The following is a 15,351-nucleotide window of genomic DNA, read 5'->3' on the forward strand; positions in this document are numbered from 1 at the left end:
ATTAATTTTAAGTTAAGTGGTCGGTTTATTTGCCGCTTAGCAGAGCGTTAGTTTGCTACAAAGAATTTGGAAGCATTGAGGAAGATATGAAAGTAGATATTAGACCAGCCAAGGAAGACGAACTGGAACCTCTCCATTCTTTGGTTATTTCAAATGATGAATGGATGAAGTTCAATGGTCCTTACTTTCCATATTCTCACCCAACACTAGAACAGTTTGAAAGTTCATCATTTCAGCGTTTACTAGCGGGCTTAGACTTACAATTAATCACTGTTGACGATATTCCTGTTGGAACGGTTAGTTGCTACTGGGAATGTAAAGAAACGCGTTGGCTTGAAGCTGGTGTGGTTATTTATGATGCACAGTATTGGGGTAAGGGAATTGCTGCGCTTGCTCTACCTTTATGGGTATCATACTTGTTCGCAACTAAAGAAATCGAGAGGGTTGGTTTAACTACTTGGTCGGGTAATCCTCGAATGATGTCTTTGGCTTTGAAACTGGGTTTTCAGCAAGAAGCAAGACTTAGAAAGGTTCGTTACTACAAGGGTGAATACTATGACTCCGTCAAATATGGGGTGTTACGGTCGGAGTGGTCAGAACGCAACTAACAAGCAATTTAAGAGGGATTCACAACGCTTGGCAGTTTTGCTTCTACTTCAAATTTAGTGTTTACGGTACAATGCGTTAGGTTTGGGTGGAGGCGTTGTTCACCCCTTAATTGGGCGTTAGATTAATCATTGAATTACGGAGCTAAAAATGGATTTTGTTTCTGTTGATTTGGATAGAAATATGGATATGTGCATTTCGTTTCGAAGAGATGCGCATATTGTTAGTTATGGTTCCGATGACGCATTTGACATAAATTCAGTCCAAAAGTGGTTCGAAAAATTAGGTAATAAAGCTGATGGGACAGGTTTTTATCACGTGTTTCATGAAGGAAAGATTATCGGTCAGTTAGAGTTCGAGAGTGGTTTAAAAAACGATAAAGGTGAGCTGTATGGATACATATATCTTATTTACCTTAAACAAAATTTCCGTAATCAAGGCTTAGGCATAGAGTTGCAAGATTTTGTGTTTTCCCGCTTTAAGTCTGACGGTTGCAAGTACGCTGAACTCAGGTACCTTGCTGAAAATTCTCAAGGTAAACGCTTTTATACTAAACACGGTTGGCAAGATGTGGGACAAGTTAGTAGTCGTGGTCAGCTAAGCGTAAAAAGATTAATCTAACAAAGCATTTAAGAGTGATTCGCAACGCTTGGCGTTTTCGCTTCGCTCAAGTATAGCCAAGCGCCGCTCACACCTTAATGCGGCGTTAGCTATCAGTGTTGCCTGGCATACAGGCTATAAACCCAAAAACATTTAATGAATAATTTAGTTATTGTAACAGGTGAAAAAATGGAATTTATTTATCAAGAAAACAATAGGATGGTACTTGAAGCCGCTGGTAGAGAAACAGCCAATACAGGAAATGCTTATTCTTTATCTATTGAAGAGGCTAAACAGTGTAATAAACTAGTAACTACAATTTTAGAAAATCCGAGCAACTGCCAAGCTCTAGTTGATCAGCAATCATTGAAGTTTAGAATTTGCATTTTAAACCAGCTAGCATCACTACTTGATCCAAGAATAGATACTCTTAACCCACAAATGGCATTGATTTCAGAAGGGAGTTACCAACTGGGATTGAGCATTGAAAATTTGGATCTAGAAATGCTTGAGATGGGGAAAATCGGTATTGGAAAGTCATGGATAGAAAAAGAAACTCCTAGATACGTTTCTAACCTTCAGAAATTTGCGATGGGAAAATATCCTGTAACTAATATAGAGTATCTTGCATTTTTGAAGGAGAACCCTGAGAAAGAAATCCCATCAAGTTGGCTGAACGGCACTTTTCCTCAAACACGAGGAAATCATCCCGTTCACAGTATTAATAAAACAACTGCTATTGAATATTGCGACTGGTTGAGTAAAAAGACAGGTAGAAAGTTTAGTTTACCAAGTGAAGAACAATGGGAAGTGGCTACGGGTAATAATGATTACAAGCAGTTTATTTGGGGAGACAAATTCAATAAAGAATACTGCAACTCATTGGAGTTAGGTTTAATAAATACAACACCTGTTGGCTGCTTTACGGAATCTCGATCTTCTTATGGCATATATGACTTAGCAGGCAATGTTGAAGAGTGGACAAGCGCGTTATATGAGCCTTATCCTGGTGGTGAGTTTATTGAAGACGGCTTTAGCCAAGCAGACCCACAACACCCAATAACAAGAGGTGGGGGGTTCAATGGAAACTTCGATTTAACGCGTTGCACTCGGAGACATTCATTAGGCTCTATTACTCCTTTAGGTTTTCGTTTGTGTGAATTATTCGATTAACATAAATACAGCAAGTAATTGCGTTTTATACCGAAATTCTGTCCGCATAAATTGATAGCTAACAAGCACTTTAAACGGAACAAAAACAGTTGGCTATTGTTCGTTCCTCACAAAATTATAGCCAACAATTTTTGTCCGCTTAAGTGGGCGTTAAGACTCGCTGTGATTTTTTGGCTAGGTAGTTCTGCAATCGGCCACTTCAAGTTTGTCGTACTTTGAAATTCGTGTGGTTTTGTGGCTCTAACAACGTGCGCTGCAAAGCCAGTTTGGGCGTAATCCAAATTATAGCGGTTACCGTTTTGAAGCGCGTTTCTCGAACCGATGCTTTCTCTCTGCTCACAAACTCTCATCGTACTCGTAGAGTTAGATTTCCCCGCAGTTCATTATTGAACGCGTAAATTCAGTGGGCGGCTTGTTGTCTCTGTGCATATCGGGTTTCGTGGTTCACCGCTTTCGATTGTTTGGTATTAAATCGGTATTGTCATTTAGCGGTGATTTCTGCTTTGTCATTGGCCGTTCACTACAGCGTCAATCCGAAGTCGGTTTTCAAAGCAAGTCTTAACAAACTGCTCAAACGGACAAATAAACGCGTGGCATTTTTGGTCTGGTTGGCTATTGTGTTTACGGTGCAAATTTTAAGTTAAGTGGTCGGTTTATTTGCCGCTTAGCAGGGCGTTAGGCATATGAGGGTAAAATGGTAGAGCTTGAGAAATATTTAGAAAGGCTTGAGAGAACTGATAAAGAGCATATTAAGTATGCTCAGAGTATTATGGAAGCTGATGGTTCAAAAATGTATCCATTGGACTTCTTGTTCCTCGCTGCTGTAAATCGTTCAAAATGCAATTTGCATGCATTTATTCATCTAATTAAAGAAAGGAACTATATTTCCGCTGCTCCGTTCCTGCGAATGCAAGTAGATAGTATTCTTCGATTAGCTGCGTCTACATTAGTTGACGACCCTCATGAATTTGCGAATAAAGTACTCTCTGGCGAATCTGTGAGTAAAATTAAAAGTAGAGACAATCAAAAGTTACAAGATTGGTATTTGCTGAAAACGTTTAACCCGAAGTTTCCTTGGATGGAAGGCGTGTATAAGAACTGTTCAGGATTTATACACCTATCAGAAAAGCACATTCATGGGATCATTTCTCAAAGTGATGAGAATGGAGGTATCGGAGTATCTATCTCTCATGAGCAAGCTTTTATTCCTGAGCAAAACTATCTAGAAGCAGTAGCAGCATTTTATGAATCTGTAGACTCTCTATTTAACTTGTGTAGAGGCTGGATTCTTTCCAAAGAGTACCCAAAGGAAGTTAGTCAGCTATTGTCAGAAAATATGCCTAACAAAGCATTTAAGAGTGATTCCTAACGCTTGGCATTTTTCATTCTATCGTTGAGTTCAGTGTTTACGATGGTAAGGTCAAGTCTCGTGGTCGCGTTACTCACACCTTAATGCGGCGTTAGGGCTTAGGAGATTATGAAGAAGTTTTTCTCACTTATGAGGTCCTCAAATCGGACTATCAGCATGTTGGCGTTATTAAGTATTACGTCGATATTGGCAATAGATTTATACTTTGGCGAACTACCAGAACTTTTTCATGGTGGTGAGAAGCTATTAAATGCGTACTATAACTTCTGCATTGGATTGGTTGCTAGTTACGTTTTCTATTTAATAATCGTACATGTAAAAGAACAATCAGATAAAGATAATGTTAAGACTTACGTTTTCTCAAAGTCTCGTCGTGTTGTGGGTAACTATAAAAGTGTGATTCGGGCGATCAAAAAGGAAGTTGGGTATATAGGGGAGGAAGACTACTTCGAACAGGAAAAAATACATGAATTTTTCCTCAAAGTCGTCCCAAACAGCGATGCCCCAATGATTTCGTCGTATGATTCATCAAGATTGAATTGGGTTCAATTTTTAAATGATTACCGCATGAGTTCTATTCAACTAATAGATAAAATTTTAAAAATCATGCCTTATTTAGATACTGAGCACATACGGCTACTATCTGCGATTGAAGATTCACATTACTTCATAGAGATAAATGGTTTATCTGGTATCGGAAATCCTGATATTTCAATATGGTCCAAGACATTTTATAAGTACTCATTGGACTGTAAGGCTCTAGAGAAGTACAACTCTCGTTTTGGGTAAGCCCTAACAAAGCATTTAAGAGTGATTCGCAACGCTTGGCAGTTTCGCTTCGCTCAAGTATAGCCAAGCGCCGCTCACACCTTAATGCGGCGTTAAGACTCGCTGTGATTTTTTGGCTAGGTAACTCTGGAATCGGCCACTTCAAGTTTGTCGTGCTTTGAAATTCATGTGGGTCTGTGGCTTTTTACTCTGTGCGCGGTAAAAGCCAGTTTGGGCGTAATCCAAATTTTAGCGGTTACCGTTTTGAAGCGCGTTTCTCGAACCGATGCTTTCAGTCTGCTCTCAAACTCTCATCGTACTTGTTGAGTTGGATTTCCCCGCAGTTCATTATTGAACGCGTCAGTTTTGTGGGCGGCTTGTTATCTCAGTGCATATCGGGTTTCGTGGCTCACCGCTTTAGAGTATTGCGTTTGAAGTTGGTCTGGTCGTTTTGCGGTGTTTTCAATATTGTCATTGGCCGTTCACTACAGCGTAAAATGGAAAGTCGGTTTTCAAAGCAAGTCTTAACAAACTGCTCAAACGGACAAATAAACGCGTGGCATTTTTGGTATGGTTGGCTATTGTGTTTACGGTGCAAACTTTAAGTTAAGTGGCTGGTTTATTTGCCGCTTAGCAGGGCGTTAGGTTAACCTGGAGAAAATACGTTTGAAGATTGAGAGCTTAGAAATAAATAAAGTACGTGTAATTGAATCATTACGTGAGAATGACTTCAAGACGGGAAAAGAAATTGAAATTCACATTCAACAGATCTCGAGTGTAACAGACTCAAAGTATCTAGTTAAGCAGACGAAAACCGAGTTTTTAGGTGCATTAGACACAATCTATTATGATGCTGAGCCATCTGATGGGATTATGTTATTCCTTGAGGTGCATGGCTCCAAGTTTGGCATAGAGATTGACGGTGATCTGATTCAATGGTCTGAGCTAAATCAATACCTTCTGAAAATAAACGAAAAAATAGGCTTGGGGCTCGTTATCGTTTTTTCTTGCTGCTTTGGGGCTTATTACTACAAGCAAACGACATTAAAAGTTGCTTCACCATACTATGTTATGTTTGGTGTGGATGAAAAGGTATACCCAAACGAACTGTTGTCTGTTAATAAGTCTATAGTTAATGGTTTGAATAACCATCAAGAATTAACTGATATTAAATCTAGCATTAATGAGGATTTGAGTGATAAAAACATCAGCTTAGTATGTTTAAATGCACATGATTTATTTGTTAGTTCTTTTAAGAAATATGTTGTGACGGTATTGGATCAAGTAGCATTGGAGAATAACTTTGAGACTAATATATATCCACAGCACAAGCTTGATTGTGGTTGCCAAAGCTTAACTTATAGCGATGCGAAGAAACTCTACTTTGATAGTGTATTATCAGTAAGTTCAATAGAGAGCAAATTTAATGAACTGCGTGAAAGGTTCCTCTTAACAGACAAGTTTTTTGATACCGACATTAGGTTTTCAACTTACTGGGATGATATTTGTTTTGAACTTGATGCGAAGAATAAAATAAACAGCATGCGTGAAAAATTAACCTAACAAAGCATTTAAGAGTGATTCGCAACGCTTGGCAGTTTCGCTTCGCTCAAGTATAGCCAAACGTCGCTCACACCTTAATGCGGCGTTAGGGCTTTCTACAAAATATTAGCAAGGATGGCGAAATGGTCAGGTTTTATTTGGTTCTTACTTTCTTAGGCGTTCTATTACCATATGGTGCATTTGGCCCATGGCTGGCCTCCAATGGCTTAGATATAGCTTTATTATTCAATCAAGCTGTGGCAAATCCCATTAGCATATTTGCTTGGTTGGATGTTCTTGTTTCTGCTGTTGCTCTGTTGGGGTTTATCATGGTGGACGGTAAGAGAAATGAAGTGAAACATCGATATGTTGCAGTCTTGGGGACGTTGTCTATTGGTGTTTCTTTTGGCCTTCCGCTATATTTTTACCTAAAAGAAAAGCAATCCTCTTAACTACAGCCCTAACAAATTACTCAAGTGGACGCTAACCGTTTGGCATTCTCGGCTTGGAGTTTGGTATGCTTGTTAAATTCAGTGGCAGCGCCACTTAGTAAGGCGTTAGTCGGTTGTCGCTTTGAAAGGTTTTGAGGTGAAAGCTCGTTCAGTCATCGTCACCGCATAGTCTCACTGGCAATGCTCTTTGGCGCTACAGGTTCGCATGACGTTGATATTCAATTTAGGGCGCTATGTTTGGCCTCGTCAAATGCTGAGTTTTTACCTAAGTAAGTTCTACAAATGTCGAGCCTGGTTTTTATATCAAAGGCTTGCATCAATAGTCAGTATTCAATGGCAAAGCCACCGACTAACAAATTACTCAAGTGGACTGTCAAACGCTGGGCACTCTCGGCTTGAAGTCTGATATGCTCGGTAAAGTCAGTGGTAACAGCCACTTAGTAAAGCGTTATGTACTTTGGAGGTCAAATGGATTTATCCTCAAATTTCAGGATGTTGGCGCTGTATAATCAGCGAATGAATAGGCAGTTACTTGGTGTTTGCAGTAAGCTGACTCATGAGCAGTTGCATCAGAATACCAACTCATTTTTCCCTACCATCATGGCTCACTGGAATCATATTTTGTTCGGTGACTTGATTATGCTACAACGCCTTGTAGCAAATGGGTTAGTATCAGTTGAAGCTACCGTTTTAGAGAAATTACCCGTTTCTAAGTCAGTTTCTGACACGTTCGCCTCGAATCTAGACGAACTCTCCGAATTACGAGAACTTGTAGACTCGACCTACATGGAAATCACTAATCAGTTTACCGCTGATAGCTGTAATCAAATAGTCAGATACACGACAACAGAGGGGCAGGTAATTGAACGAACAGTTGGTGAGTTCTGCCAACATATTTTCAATCATCAAACCCATCACAGGGGGCAGCTAACCTGTTTGTTAAGTCAGTTTGGTTTAGACTTTGGCTGTACAGACCTACCTATGATCGTGCCAGAGGGAGCACGTACATAACAAAGCGTTTAAGACAGATTCGCAACGCTCGGCATTTTCGGTTTGATTCAGCTTTAGTGTTTACGGCACAATGGTTTAAGCAGGGTGGTGGCGTTGCTCACTACTTAACGTGGCGTTAGGCGGCCTATTACGCTGAAAGGTTTTGAGGTGATGGTAGTTTCTGTTTTTGTCTCGAACATCGTTTTCTGGTCGAGTAAAATGTGCATACGGGAACTCATCATTTAAGTGTCAATTTTAGCGATTTGTTTGGTCGTGCAAACGGCCAAGTTATTACGTTAAGTAAGCTTTACAAATTGCGAGCATCGGTTTCAATTTCAAAACCTTTTGCCAATAATCAGCATTCAATAGCGTGGGCGGCCCATAACAAATTACTCAAGTGGACGCTCAAACGCTTGGCACTCTCGGCTTGGAGTTTGGTATGCTCGGGGAGTTCAGTGGCAGCGCCACTTAGTAAGGCGTTAAGACTCGCTGTGATTTTTTGGCTAGATCGTTCTGCAATCGGCCACTTCAAGTTTGTCGTACTTTGAAATTTGGGCGGTTATGTGGCTTATTACTCTGTGCGCTGTAAAAGCCAGTTTGGGCGTAATCCAAAGTTTAGCGGCTACCGTTTTGAAGCGCGTTTCTCGAACCGATGGTTTCTATCTGCTTCCAAACTCTCATCGTACTCGTTGGGTTGGATTATTCCGCAGTTCATTATTGAAAGCGTGAGTGCAGTGGGCGGCTTTTGGCTCTGTGCATATCGGGTTTCGTGGACCACCGCTTTTGAGTATTACGTTTGAAATTGCTCTGGTCGTCTAGCGGTGTTATTGAGTTTTGTCATTGGCCGTTCACTACAGTGTCAATACAAAGTCGGTTTTCAAAGCAAGTCTTAACAAATTACTCAAGTAGACGCTCAAACGCTTGGCACTCTCGGCTTGGAGTTTGATATGCTTGGGTAATTCAGTGGCAGCGCTACTTAGTAAGGCGTTAGCAGTATTATTGAAAACCGGCTCTATTCAAAAAATCATAAGGATAAAAACATGAACTTAAATGCCCTAAATGAAATCATTACTAATAGCCCAGAGATTCTTGAACAATCGGCTCGTGATAGCAATGCCGATGAAGGAGTTGTACTGGGCATTGCTCGGTTTGCCGTTGGGAATAGCTACGAGTCTTTATCATCAAATCAAAAATATCATTTTGACAGTGCTATCCGCCATCTAATTGAAGATGTCCAATGTTCCGGTTATACACATGAATTAGAAGATCATCATCGTGAATGCAGTAATATTTTGGACGATAATGATCTGGTTGAGTACTACCAAGATCAAGGCGGTTATTGTGAAAGCTGTCAAGCTCAGTCAGACGCTGATGCTCATAGTAAAGCTAGCTTCATGGCGGACTAGATATCCACGCAAATCATACTGCTAACAAAGCAATCAAGTCGGATTCGTAAACGCGTGCCGAACTCGCTTCGCTCAGACATAGCACGCGCCTACTCACCGCTTATTGCGGCGTTATGCGCCAAAGATAGGGTTAACATCCATACTCTTATGCAAGATACGAATTACCTCAATATTCTGGCTACCAACTTGACGGTAAAAAATTACGTGACTACCTTGCGGAAACTTTCGATAACCGTCTCTGATTTCATCGCAAGTCTTTCCGATGTCAGGGTTTTCAGCAAGCAACCAAAATGAATCATCAAATTGTTTCAAATATATATTTCGTTGTTCTCGTCCCCAACGGCGTGAGGTAAACAAGGCAATATCACGTAAATCAGTTTTAGCCTTATTAGTTAGTTGAAATGGTTTCATTTTCTTTCTTCGCTATCTAGTTCATTGATGAAAGAATCAAGATCATAATCAGCAGTTCCACTTTCTTCGCCTTCAACGAGTAACTGGCGTAAAGTGTTCATTTTGGTTTCTTGCGTCTCCAATAAGCGTAAAGCAGAACGAATCACTTCACTGGCAGAGCCATATCGTCCGCTTTGGATCTGACCGGCAATAAATCCATCGAAGTGGTCGCCAAGAGTAATACTTGTATTTTTAGCCATGATATAATCCTCAGTACCAATTAATACCTAATTATGGTACTAAATTGACGCGGGCGCAAGGCGCATAACAAAGCGTTTAAGACGGATTCCCAACGCTTGGCATTTTCGGTTTGCTTTGAATTTAGTGTTTACGGCACAATGGGTTAGGTCTGGTGGTAGCGTTGCTCACCACTTAACGCGGCGTTAAGACTCGCTGTGATTTTTTGGCTAGATATTTCTGCAATCGGCCACTTTAAGTATGTCGTACTGTGAAATTTAGGCGGTTATGTGGCTTTCACTATTTGCGCTGTAAATGCCAGTTTGGGCGTAATCCAAAGTTTGGTGGCAACCGTTTTGAAGCGCGTTTCTCGAACCGATGGTTTCTATCTGCTCACAAACTCTCATCGTACTCGTTGAGTTAGATTTCCCCGCAGTTCATTATTGAACGCATCAGTTTTGTGGGCGGCGTTTTTGCTCAGTGCATATCGGGTTTCGTGGGTCACCGCTTTTGAGTGTTTCGTTTTAAATCGGTATGGTCGTTTGGCGGTGTTGTTGAGTTTTGTCATTGGCCGTTCACTACAGTGCTAATCCGAAGTCGGCTTTCAAAGCAAGTCTTAACAAATTACTCAAGTGAACGCTCAAACGCTTGGCACTCTCGGCTTGGAGTTTGGTATGCTTGGGTAATTCAGTGGCAGCGCCACTTAGTAAGGCGTTAAGACTCGCTGTGATTTTTTGGCTAGATAGTTCTGTAATCGGCCACTTCAAGTTTATCGTGCTTTTTAATTTAGGCGATTATGTGGCTCTCGCTATATGCGCTGTAAAAGCAAGTTTGGGCGTAATCCAAAGTTTAGCGGTTACCGTTTTGAAGCGCGTTTCTCGAACCGATGCTTTCTGTCTGCTTACAAACTCTCATCGTACTCGTTGAGGCTAGTTTTTCCGCAGTTCATAATTGAACGCGTTAATTCAGTGGGCGGCTTGTTATCTCAGTGCATATCGGGTTTCGTGGCTCACCGCTTTTAGGTATTCCTTTTGAAATCGGTATGGTCGTTTGGCGGTGTTTTCAACATTGTCATTGGCCGTTCACTACAGCGTCAATCCGAAGTCGGTTTTCAAAGCAAGTCTTAACAAACTGCTCAAACGGACAAATAAACGCGTGGCATTTTTGGTCTGGTTGACTCAGGTGTTTACGGTATTAATTTTAAGTTAAGCGGTGGGTTTATTTGCCGCTTAGCAGGGCGTTATGCTACTGTGAGTATATCTTCGACTACTTACTTGTTACTATTACCCTATGTTTTTTGTGAGTTACTTTTATCATGTTTGATATTTTTTCGTCTGCTCATGCTGAGCAGAGAGCAGTCCTGTTTGAAGGTAGTGAGGAGCTTTCAGTCAAAACAGCTAAATTAATGCTAAGCCGTCTCCACACTGATTATTACAACGATACCGAAAGAGAAAGGGCTACATACGTATTAGCTAAACTAGGATATTTAGAGTCAGGCACTAAACGAGAGAGCAAAGAAAGTGATAACTCTTTGTTAGACAAAGCGAATGAAACTATCCGTAAAGCTAACCAACGAATAAATGAACTGAAATCGCAACTTGGTGAGGCTGAGAGGCATGTCGATTTTCTGACTCAGGAAAATACCAATTTGAGAAGTCAACTGCTTGAGTCTGACTGCACCTTAACAGAGCGAGATATTCTTGGGTATGAATCTTTACCCAGCAGCCAAGAACTTAGAAAGCGCTATAAAAGCCTAGCATCCATCCATCATCCAGATAAAGGTGGAAGCAAACCTATGATGCAACGAATCAACGACTCATATGAGAAATTGAAAAACGAAGTGGCATAACAAAGCATTTAAGAGTGATTCCTTACGCTTGGCAGTTTCGCTTCGCTCAAGTATAGCCAAGCGAGCGTCACACCTTAACGCGGCGTTAAGACTCGCTGTGATTTTTTGGCTAGATAGCTCTGCAATCGACCACTTCAAGTTTGTCGTACTTTGAAATTTGGGCGGTTATGTGGCTTTTTACTCTGTGCGCTGTAAAAGCCAGTTTGGGCGTAATTCAAATTTTAGCGGTTACCGCTTTGAAGCGCGTTTCTCGAACCGATTGTTGCTATCTGCTCACAAACTCTCATCGTACTCGTAGAGTTAGATTTCCCCGCAGTTCATTATTGAACGCGTGAATTCAGTGGGCGGCTTGCTGTCTCAGTGCATATCGGGTTTCGTGGCTCACCGCTTTCGATTGTTTCGTATTAAATCGGTCTGTTCGTTTAGCGGTGTTGTTAAGTTTTGTCATTGGCCGTTCACTACAGCGTCAATGCAAAGTCTGCTTTCAAAGCAAGTCTTAACAAATTACTCAAGTGGACGCTCAAACGCTTGGCACTCTCGGCTTGGAGTTTGGTATGCTTGGATAATTCAGTGGCAGCGCCACTTAGTAAGGCGTTAGGTTTTATTTCAATTTCTTCATGTCATGGGTAAGGAAGCTCAAATGTCATATGAATCTCAACTAGAAGCTGCACATAAAGAACTTGAAAGCAAAGGTGTTTGGAAATCCAACTTTAACCCTCCTCTCATGAAGTTATTTAGGTTGATTGGTATACAAATTCCACCACCGTATTATCAAAAGTTCACTATCAACCTTGTTTTTAATAGCTTTTTGTTCGGCTTAATATTTAGCATTTTGAATTGGTTCAATGACACCATACCTTTTCCCCAACTTCTGCTTAAAAACATATTTGGTGGTTTATTTTTTGGGTTATTAATGTCAGTTTTCTATTTGGTTCGTAAAAAACAGCTAGGTTTGACCAATTGGACAGATCTTGTGTAAATATTAAAACCTAACAAGGCACTAAACCCGACACTCCAACGCTTGGCATTTTTGCTTCGCAAAAGTCTATGCCAACGTTTCGTGCGGGTTAGTTTGGCGTTAGTCGTTTAATGCTTTGAAAGGTTTTAGGGTAAAAGCTCGTTCAGTCATCGTCACCGCATCATTTCACTGGCAATGCTTTTTGGCGCTACTGGATCGCATGATGTTGATATTCAATTAAGGGCGCTACGTTTGGCCTAGTCAAATGACGAGTTTTTACCTAAGTAAGTTCTACAAATGTCGAGCCTGGTTTTTATATCAAAGGCTTGCGTCAATAGTCAGTATTCAATGGCAAAGCCACCGACTAACAAATTACTCAAGTGGACTGTCAAACGCTGGGCACTCTCGGCTTGAAGTCTGATAGGCTCGGTAAAGTCAGTGGTAACAGCCACTTAGTAAAGCGTTATGTACTTTTACGGAAAATCAGAAACTTATGGATGAAAATGCTGAAATTTGGCGTCAGTACTACGAAAAGGTACTATCTCGCCCACATTCAAAACGTACTGAATTTGCTGTCAGACTCAATGAATCAAACCTCAAAGTAGCCACTGACTGTGGTTGTGGAACCGGCAGTGATATCGAATACCTCGAACAACAGGGTTATCAAGTTCATGGCTTCGATATTAATCCTGATTCAGTCGCTATTTGTAAAGATAGGTTTGGGTCAAAGTCATTAGTGGATATTTCAGCGTACTCGTTTGAGTCGTTCGACTATCCAAAATCTGGTGTAGTTATCGCAAACTCCAGTTTGTTCTTCGCTGACCCAAACCAATTTGCATCGACTTGGAGCAACATCAGATCTTCAATTGAAATCGGTGGGGTGTTTGCTGGTGACTTCATGGGTTTCAAAGACAGCTGGGCTAACAACTATCGTAGTCCTACAACATCGTTGTCGGAATCAGAAGTAAAGGCTCTGTTCTCGGGTTTTGAAATAGTCAGGTTCTTTGAACGTGATGAAACAGAGAAAACTTCATTGGGTAGAATGAAGCATTGGCATACATATTCCGTGGTCGCAGTGAAACGTACATAACAAAGCGTTTAAGACAGATTCGCAACGCTCGGCATTTTCGGTTTGCTTTGAATTTAGTGTTTACGGCACAATGGTTTAGATAGGGGTGGCGTTGCTCACTACTTAACGCGGCGTTATGTACTTTGGAGAAAATATGGAAGTAGTTTCTACTGAAAAGCACGTCTCAGAATATCCCAATCCGTTTTATTTGAAACAAGGCGATAAAGTAGCTCTAGGTACAATTGACGACGAGTTTCCCAACTGGATCTTTATAACCAGCAGTGAAGGGGAACAGGGTTGGGCTCCAGTTCAATATATCGAAAAGATGGAAGGTTTCTCTGAAGGAATCTTGCTTAAAGACTATGACAATGTTGAGCTCAATACTGTCATTGGTGAAAAACTATCAGTGCTATTCGAACTCAATGAGTGGTATCGAGTTTCGAGGTCAACGGGTGAAGTTGGTTGGGTACCAGTGCGCTCGGTACAACGTACATAACAAACAATTTAAGAGGGATTCCCAACGCTTGGCATTTTTGCTTCTACTTTAACTTTAGTGGTTACGGTACAATGCCTTACGTTGGGTGGTAGCGTTGCTCACCCCTTAATTGGGCGTTAAGACTCGCTGTGATTTTTTGGCTAGATAGTTCTGCAATCGGCCACTTCAAGTTTGTCGTACTTTGAAATTTGGGCGGTTATGTGGCTCTAACAACGTGCACTGTAAAAGCCAGTCTGGGCGTAATCCAAGGTTTAGCGGCAACCGTCTAAAGTGTAGCTATCGAACCGTTGTTTCTATCTGCTTACAAACTCTCATCGTACTCGTTGAGTTTAGTTTCTCCGCAGTTCATTATTGAACGCGTGAGTGTAGTGGGCGGCTTTTTAGCTCAGTGCATATCGGGTTTCGTGGGTCACCGCTTTAGAGTGTTTCGTTTGAAATCGGTATGGTCGTTTGGCGGTGTTGTTGATTTTTGTCATTGGCCGTTGACTACAGTGTTAATCCGAAGTCGGCTTTCAAAGCAAGTCTTAACAAACTGCTCAAACGGACAAAGAAACGCGTGGCATTTTTGGTCTGATTCGCTAAGGTGTTTACGGTATTAATTTTAAGTTAAGTGGCTGGTTTATTTGCCGCTTAGCAGGGCGTTAAGACTCGCTGTGATTTTTTGGCTAGATAGCTCTGCGATCGGCCACTTTAAGTTTGTCGAGCTTTGAAACTCATGTGGTTTTGTGGCTTTCACTATTTGCGCTGTAAAAGCCAGTTTGGGCGTAATCCAAAGTTTGATGGCAACCGTTTTGAAGCGCGTTTCTCGAACCGATGCTTTCAGTCTGCTCATAAGCCCTCATCGTACTCGTTGAGTTTGGTTTTTCCGCAGTTCATTATTGAACGCGCCAGTTTTGTGGGCGGCTAGTTATTTCATTGCATATCGGGTTTCGTGGGTCACCGCTTTTAATTATTGCGTTTGAAATAGGTCTGGTCGCTTAGCGGTGTTGTCGAGTTGTGTCATTGGCCGTTCGCTACAGTGTCAATGCAAAGTCGGCTTTCAAAGCAAGTCTTAACAAACTGCTCAAACGGACAAATAAACGCGTGGCACTTTTGGTTTGGTTGGCTATTGTGTTTACGGTGCAAATTTTAAGTTAAGCGGTGGGTTTATTTGCCGCTTAGCAGGGCGTTAAGACTCGCTGTGATTTTTTGGCTAGATATTTCTGCAATCGGCCACTTTAAGTATGTCGTACTGTGAAATTTAGGCGGTTATGTGGCTTTCACTATTTGCGCTGTAAATGCCAGTTTGGGCGTAATCCAAAGTTTGGTGGCAACCGTTTTGAAGCTCGTTTCTCAAACCGATGGTTTCTATCTGCTCACAAACTCTCATCGTACTCGTTGAGTTAGATTTTCCCGCAGTTCATTATTGAACGCGTGAATTCAGTGGGCGGCTTGTTGTCTCAGTGC

Annotated in this window: 16 protein-coding genes; 13 read left to right on the top strand and 3 right to left on the bottom strand. The window is 41.3% G+C overall.

The annotated features are described in order from the left end of the window. Positions 1 to 86: 86 nt before the first annotated feature. From QF117_RS04065 to QF117_RS04105, 9 genes are all read left to right on the top strand, one after another. Positions 87 to 608 carry a GNAT family protein gene (locus tag QF117_RS04065; RefSeq protein WP_282384816.1) on the top strand — a complete coding sequence of 174 codons (522 nt, stop codon included), beginning with the start codon at positions 87 to 89 and terminating at the stop codon, positions 606 to 608. Between the two features lie 148 nt (positions 609 to 756). Next, the gene (locus tag QF117_RS04070) at positions 757 to 1,227 is read left to right on the top strand and encodes a GNAT family N-acetyltransferase (protein ID WP_282384818.1); all 471 of its coding nucleotides are present in this window, start codon (positions 757 to 759) and stop codon (positions 1,225 to 1,227) included. 135 nt (positions 1,228 to 1,362) lie between these two features. Beyond that, positions 1,363 to 2,379 carry an SUMF1/EgtB/PvdO family nonheme iron enzyme gene (locus QF117_RS04075; RefSeq protein WP_282384819.1) on the top strand — a complete coding sequence of 339 codons (1,017 nt, stop codon included), beginning with the start codon at positions 1,363 to 1,365 and terminating at the stop codon, positions 2,377 to 2,379. 694 nt (positions 2,380 to 3,073) lie between these two features. Continuing rightward, complete coding sequence (locus QF117_RS04080; protein WP_162299004.1) at positions 3,074 to 3,748, top strand: hypothetical protein; 675 nt, start codon at positions 3,074 to 3,076, stop codon at positions 3,746 to 3,748. 156 nt (positions 3,749 to 3,904) lie between these two features. Further along, positions 3,905 to 4,537, top strand: a complete 633-nt coding sequence (locus QF117_RS04085) for a hypothetical protein (protein WP_282384820.1) — start codon at positions 3,905 to 3,907, stop codon at positions 4,535 to 4,537. A 645-nt stretch (positions 4,538 to 5,182) separates the two neighbouring features. Continuing rightward, positions 5,183 to 6,079, top strand: coding sequence for a hypothetical protein (locus QF117_RS04090; protein WP_282384822.1), 897 nt, complete (start codon positions 5,183 to 5,185; stop codon positions 6,077 to 6,079). A 122-nt stretch (positions 6,080 to 6,201) separates the two neighbouring features. After that, the gene (locus QF117_RS04095) at positions 6,202 to 6,510 is read left to right on the top strand and encodes a DUF2834 domain-containing protein (RefSeq protein WP_282384824.1); all 309 of its coding nucleotides are present in this window, start codon (positions 6,202 to 6,204) and stop codon (positions 6,508 to 6,510) included. Between the two features lie 468 nt (positions 6,511 to 6,978). Continuing rightward, positions 6,979 to 7,521, top strand: a complete 543-nt coding sequence (locus tag QF117_RS04100; RefSeq protein WP_282384826.1) for a DinB family protein — start codon at positions 6,979 to 6,981, stop codon at positions 7,519 to 7,521. Between the two features lie 1,019 nt (positions 7,522 to 8,540). Continuing rightward, complete coding sequence (locus QF117_RS04105; RefSeq protein ID WP_282384827.1) at positions 8,541 to 8,906, top strand: hypothetical protein; 366 nt, start codon at positions 8,541 to 8,543, stop codon at positions 8,904 to 8,906. A gap of 111 nt (positions 8,907 to 9,017) precedes the next feature. On the opposite strand, the gene QF117_RS04110 is transcribed toward QF117_RS04105, so the two are convergent. Together QF117_RS04110 and QF117_RS04115 are read right to left on the bottom strand one after the other, a co-directional pair. Next, a complete protein-coding gene (locus tag QF117_RS04110; protein ID WP_170908050.1) occupies positions 9,018 to 9,317 on the bottom strand; it encodes a type II toxin-antitoxin system RelE/ParE family toxin in 300 nt (99 codons plus the stop codon). Further along, on the bottom strand, positions 9,314 to 9,556 hold the full coding sequence (locus QF117_RS04115; protein WP_282384828.1) for a type II toxin-antitoxin system ParD family antitoxin: 243 nt from the start codon (positions 9,554 to 9,556) through the stop codon (positions 9,314 to 9,316). The genes QF117_RS04110 and QF117_RS04115 overlap by 4 nt, the downstream gene beginning before the upstream one ends. A 1,292-nt stretch (positions 9,557 to 10,848) precedes the next feature. On the opposite strand from QF117_RS04115, the gene QF117_RS04120 reads away from it, so the two are divergent. The 4 genes from QF117_RS04120 to QF117_RS04135 all read left to right on the top strand — a co-directional run bounded on the left by QF117_RS04120 (position 10,849) and on the right by QF117_RS04135 (position 13,905). Beyond that, the gene (locus QF117_RS04120; RefSeq protein ID WP_282384830.1) at positions 10,849 to 11,382 is read left to right on the top strand and encodes a J domain-containing protein; all 534 of its coding nucleotides are present in this window, start codon (positions 10,849 to 10,851) and stop codon (positions 11,380 to 11,382) included. A 640-nt stretch (positions 11,383 to 12,022) separates the two neighbouring features. Beyond that, a complete protein-coding gene (locus QF117_RS04125; protein WP_282384832.1) occupies positions 12,023 to 12,361 on the top strand; it encodes a DUF6404 family protein in 339 nt (112 codons plus the stop codon). Between the two features lie 472 nt (positions 12,362 to 12,833). Then, on the top strand, positions 12,834 to 13,430 hold the full coding sequence (locus tag QF117_RS04130; RefSeq protein WP_282384833.1) for a class I SAM-dependent methyltransferase: 597 nt from the start codon (positions 12,834 to 12,836) through the stop codon (positions 13,428 to 13,430). 133 nt (positions 13,431 to 13,563) lie between these two features. Then, a complete protein-coding gene (locus QF117_RS04135) occupies positions 13,564 to 13,905 on the top strand; it encodes an SH3 domain-containing protein (protein WP_213867509.1) in 342 nt (113 codons plus the stop codon). Between the two features lie 619 nt (positions 13,906 to 14,524). On the opposite strand, the gene QF117_RS04140 is transcribed toward QF117_RS04135, so the two are convergent. After that, positions 14,525 to 14,737, bottom strand: a complete 213-nt coding sequence (locus QF117_RS04140) for a hypothetical protein (protein ID WP_282384837.1) — start codon at positions 14,735 to 14,737, stop codon at positions 14,525 to 14,527. Between the last annotated feature and the right edge of the window lie 614 nt (positions 14,738 to 15,351).

Source organism: Vibrio sp. YMD68 (genome assembly GCF_029958905.1).
In the GTDB taxonomy this organism is placed as follows: Bacteria; Pseudomonadota; Gammaproteobacteria; order Enterobacterales; family Vibrionaceae; genus Vibrio.